The following is a 5,238-nucleotide window of genomic DNA, read 5'->3' on the forward strand; positions in this document are numbered from 1 at the left end:
AAGCCCTACTACAAACAAAAATTTTATTATAAGTAATTATCCGAACATGATATTACCCTCTACAAACTTAGATATTTTCAACTTCAGAGATGAAATTATTGCCGAATATCGCAGCTATATAGAAAGCTTTCTGAAAATTCGCGACTCTAGAGTTAAAGACTTTGTACAACAGGAATTAAATAAAGGTCAACTCTGGACTCCTCCTCTTGTACAAATTAATCCAGCTTATCAACGTAGTGCCACAATTAATCATTTAATTAATCAAAAAGTTTTCCACCCAGACTGTCAAAAATATTTCCCCGACTTTAACTTTTATCGCCACCAAGAACAAGCTTTTAATTGTGCTAAAAAAGATGAGTCTTATGTATTGACAACTGGTACTGGTTCTGGTAAAAGTTTGACCTATGTTGTGCCAATTATTAACGATTTATTAGAGCATCCAGAAATCAAAGGAGTCCGGGCAATATTAGTCTATCCGATGAATGCTTTGATAAATTCTCAAACAGAAGAATTTAAGAAATTTTTAAGCGATGTTAGTCATATTAAAGTTGCACAGTACACCGGACAAGAAAGTCTCAGTAGAAAAAGTGAAATTCAAGAAAACCCACCACACATTTTATTAACTAACTATGTAATGTTAGAGTTGATGTTGACTCGTGTCTATGAAGATAAACTTGTCACATCACCCAACCTGAAATTTTTAGTATTAGATGAACTCCATACCTATCGGGGTCGTCAGGGTGCGGATGTCGCTGTAGTTATTCGTAAACTCAGACAACGTTGTGGGAAAAAGTTACTTTGTATTGGCACCTCCGCTACTATGTCAACAGAAGGTAGTCGAGAAAACCGCCGTCTGACTGTTGCGGGTGTTGCGAGTAAGTTATTTGGAGTGGAGGTAAAGGTAGAAAATGTCATTGATGAAACTCTGGAAAAAGCAATAACTAGACCCTATCCAGACACCACAGAATTAAAAAATAGTCTCACATCAGGTTTACCTCCAGTAGAGCAACGGACGGAAAGCACTTTTAAACAACATCCCCTCAGCGCGTGGATAGAAATGAATTTTGGCATTGAGGAAAAGGAAGGTCATTTAGTGCGTCGCTCCCCTATTACTTTAGAAAGAGGAGCAAAGTTATTATCTGATGAAACCGCTTTTCCGGTAACTGCTTGTGTTGACATTCTCAAACAAATGTTCCTGTGGGGAAGCAAAACTAGGGGGTTGGCATTTCGTCTACATCAGTTTATCTCTCAAGGGGGTAGCGTTTATGCAACTATTGAATCTCGCGATCAACGTTTTCTGACATTAGAAGGTCAGTATCAGAAAGATAATAAGTTACTTTATCCCTTGGTGTTTTGTCGGGAATGCGGTCAAGACTATTATGCAGTGCGTTACGACAGTAATGGAGCAACTGTTACCCCTCTCCTACCAACTGCTGTAGATACGGACTTGGATGAAGACACCCAGGAAGGTTATCTTACCATGGATGAAGCGGGGTTATGGGGAACAGCAGACCAAGACCGTTTACCCGATAACTGGTTTCGAGTAACTAAACGTAAAGGTCGAGTTGCTAAGAAAGAGTTTGATAAATTTATCCCGATAAAATTGTTTGTTTTGCCTAATGGAAAAGTTAATTTATCTGAGGTTTCTCAAGATAAAGATTCTACTCCTATATCCTGTTGGTTTATTCCTAAACCTTTCTTAACTTGTCTCAATTGTGGCATAGTTTATGAACGCCGAAAAACAGAATATTCTAAACTTTCTCGTCTCAGTACGGAAGGTCGCAGCACTGCTACAACTTTATTATGTTTGTCTACAGTTAGTAAGTTAAAAGCTAATCAGATTATCGATCAAAAAGCAGCAAAAATTCTCAGTTTTACCGACAACCGTCAAGATGCTTCATTACAAGCAGGACATTTTAATGATTTTATTCAAACCAGTTTTTTCCGGTCTGGATTAAATAGAGCGCTACAAACTAATGGTAAATTAAATCATAATATTTTAGCCTCAGAAGTAGTAAAATGTTTAGGTTTATCTCAAACAGATTATGCTCGACAAGTAGCTGAATTTGGTTCGGGAAAAAAGAGAAATGAAAAAGCTTTTGAAAAGTTAGTAGAATATCGTCTTTATGCAGACTTGCGTCGGGGTTGGCGAATTGTGCAACCCAATTTAGAACAGACTGGTTTATTGACTATTGAGTATGATGGTCTAGAGGAAGTTTGTCACGAAAAAAGACTTTGGCAAAAGTATCCCCATCCAATTTTATTACAAGCAACGCCTCAACAAAGATATGATGTTATCAAAACTGTATTAGACCAACTCCGGAAAGATTTAGTAATAGATGCTCAGTTTTTACAAGCAGAAGAATTTCGGAATTTTCAACGGGAAATTGAACAACAATTGAATGAAAAATGGGGGATAGATAGTGATGAAGTATTATATGAAGCGAATTGGGCAACTATCGCTAAAAATGATAAGCAAGGTCGAGCAAAATTTAAGTTAACTTATCGGAGTAAAATTGGTCAGTTTTTACGTTCTCATAGAGCGTGGCCTTGGTTAAATGAGACTATTTCATCGGAACCTGATTATGATAGTTTAATCAAGGCATTGATAAATATTTTAGCTAATTCTGGTTATTTATACAAAGATGATAATGAAGTGCAATTAATAGTAGAGTCTATGATTTGGAAAGCCGATAAATTCGAGACAATTCCTCCAGATATTTTAAAGACAAAAAGGTTACAGGGAAGTGAGGAAGTAAATATACCAGTCAATGAATTTTTCCAACAATTCTATCAACGAGATGTGCAAAATATTAAGACAATGGAAGGGCGAGAACATACGGGTCAAGTAAATAATCAAAACCGTAAAGATAGAGAAGCAAAATTTAGGGAAGGAGCATTATCTGCTTTATTTTGTTCCCCCACAATGGAGTTAGGAATAGATATTGCAGATTTAAGCGTCGTTCACTTAAGAAATGTTCCTCCTTCCCCCGCTAACTATGCTCAACGTAGCGGTCGCGCTGGTCGTAGTGGTCAGCAAGCTTTAGTTATTACTTACGCTGCAGCAGGTAGCGGACATGACCAATACTTTTATCAACGACAACAACAGATGGTCGCTGGGGAAGTTACACCACCAAAATTAGAGTTAGCTAACCCAGACCTAATTAAGTCTCATATTTATTCTATCTGGTTAGCTCACACTGGTATTGACTTGGGTGACTCCATGAATCAAATTTTAGATTTAGATATAGAAGGATACCCCCTCAAGGAAGACTTGAAAGCGCAACTTAAACTTACTTCCGATGGTCTGAAGAAATGTCTTAAAGCTGTACAAACAATTTTAGAAGATGAGTTTTGTCAGCGTGACTTAAAGAACACAAAATGGTATTCGTATGAATGGTTATCTTCAATATTAAAGCATGCCATTATTGAATTTAATAAAGCTGGCGATCGCTGGCGAAAATTATATAAAGATGCAGTCAGACAGAGGGATGAAGCACGACGTATTATTGACCGCTCTAACAGAGGTAATGTAAGTACAGAAGACCGTATCAACGCTGAAACATCAGAAAAAGAGGCCAAAAGACAAATCGATCTATTAATAGGTCAGTCAATGTCAAATAAACGCAGTAGCAGTGAGTTTGAATTTTATCCCTACCGCTACTTTGCTGCTGAGGGGTTTTTACCAGGGTTTAATTTTCCTCGTTTACCAGTACGAGCTTATATTCCTGATAGTAACGGCGGAGAATTTATTGCCCGTCCCCGTGTGGTTGCTATTCGAGAATTAGCACCTACTAATATTGTTTATTATGAAGGTAATAAATTTCAAATTAACAAAACGAAAATTCCTGTCAGTGGAATAGACTATAAAAGGGTAAAATTATGTTTCAACTGTGGTTATCTTCACGAAGGTGAAGATTTTAATCGAGACCTTTGTTCTAATTGTGGAGCTAAATTTAAATCTGATAGTTATGGCAACTTACCAACACTAACCAAAGTTTTACAGATGGAAACAGCTCTGACACGGAGGAGAGAACGCATTACCAGTGATGAAGAAGAACGCCTCAAATATGGTTATAATATTACTACTCATTTCCGTTATGCAGAACAACGTCAAGAATCAGCAGAAGTTGTTAGTAATGATGGTCAAAAATTGCTCAAATTGACATTAGGAGAAACGGCAGATATTTGGAGAATTAACCGAGGGTTAAAACGAGGCAAGGAAAGAGGTTTTAAATTAGATACTGCTACTGGTTTTTGGGGTGATAGTAAATCGGAAACAGAAAATTTAGATAAGTTAGATACAGAAGTACATTTATTAGTACAAGAAACTTGCAATATTTTGGTTATACAGCCGGAAAAAGATATTTTACTCCAAGAAAATTCTGAAGCTTTTCTCACCACTTTGCAATATGCTTTAGAACGAGCAATTCAAGCTGATTATAAATTAGAAGAAAACGAACTAGCATCAGAAAAGTTAGGTGAAGGAAAATATTTATTATTCTGGGAAGCTGCCGAAGGTGGAGCTGGTGTTTTATCCCAGATAATAGAAAATCCCGAATCTTTTCAACATTTAGCCAAGACTGCACTAGATATTTGTCACTTCAAACAACCTAAAGAAAGTTGTAGTGTTGCTTGTTATGAATGCTTATTATCTTACCGAAATCAATTTGATCATCATCTATTAAACCGTCATTTAATTAAACCTTTTTTGGAAAAATTAACTAATAGTAATATTATGCGTCATAGTCAAGGTAAATCTCGCGACGAACATTATCAACAACTATTAGAAAAAACTGACTCATCATCTGAGTTTGAACGTATTGTGTTGAAAGAAATTTATCAGAGGGGGATAAAATTACCTAACGATGCTCAAGTATTAATTCCTGAAGCTAATTGTCAGCCAGACTTTGTTTACCAAAAAGAAAAAATTGCTGTTTTCTGTGATGGTTCGGTTCACGATACTCCCGAACAACAGGAAAAAGACCGCATCAATGATGAAAATTTAGAATTTACTGCTGGTTATCACGTTTGTCGCTTGCGCTATGATTTAGATTTGACAGCGCAGTTAGATGAGTTAGCTTCTTGGGTTTGAGGTAATTTATATCATGTTCCCCCTCCGGGGGAGCTACGAATTGCGGATAATTACTTATAATAAAGTATATGGTTTGTACTACAAATTGGGCGTTGCTGAATTGAAGTATGAATGCGCGATTGTTTGGTTCTAGTCCATGCCCC

The 5,238-nt window shown here is 36.8% G+C and carries 1 protein-coding gene; it reads left to right on the forward strand.

The features are described from left to right. Positions 1–46: 46 nt before the first annotated feature. Positions 47–5,095 (forward strand): DEAD/DEAH box helicase, encoded by a 5,049-nt coding sequence (locus tag AC3DU7_RS24345; protein WP_488041827.1) that lies wholly within the window; start codon positions 47–49, stop codon positions 5,093–5,095. Positions 5,096–5,238 lie beyond the last annotated feature (143 nt).

Source organism: Okeania sp., assembly GCF_983059655.1.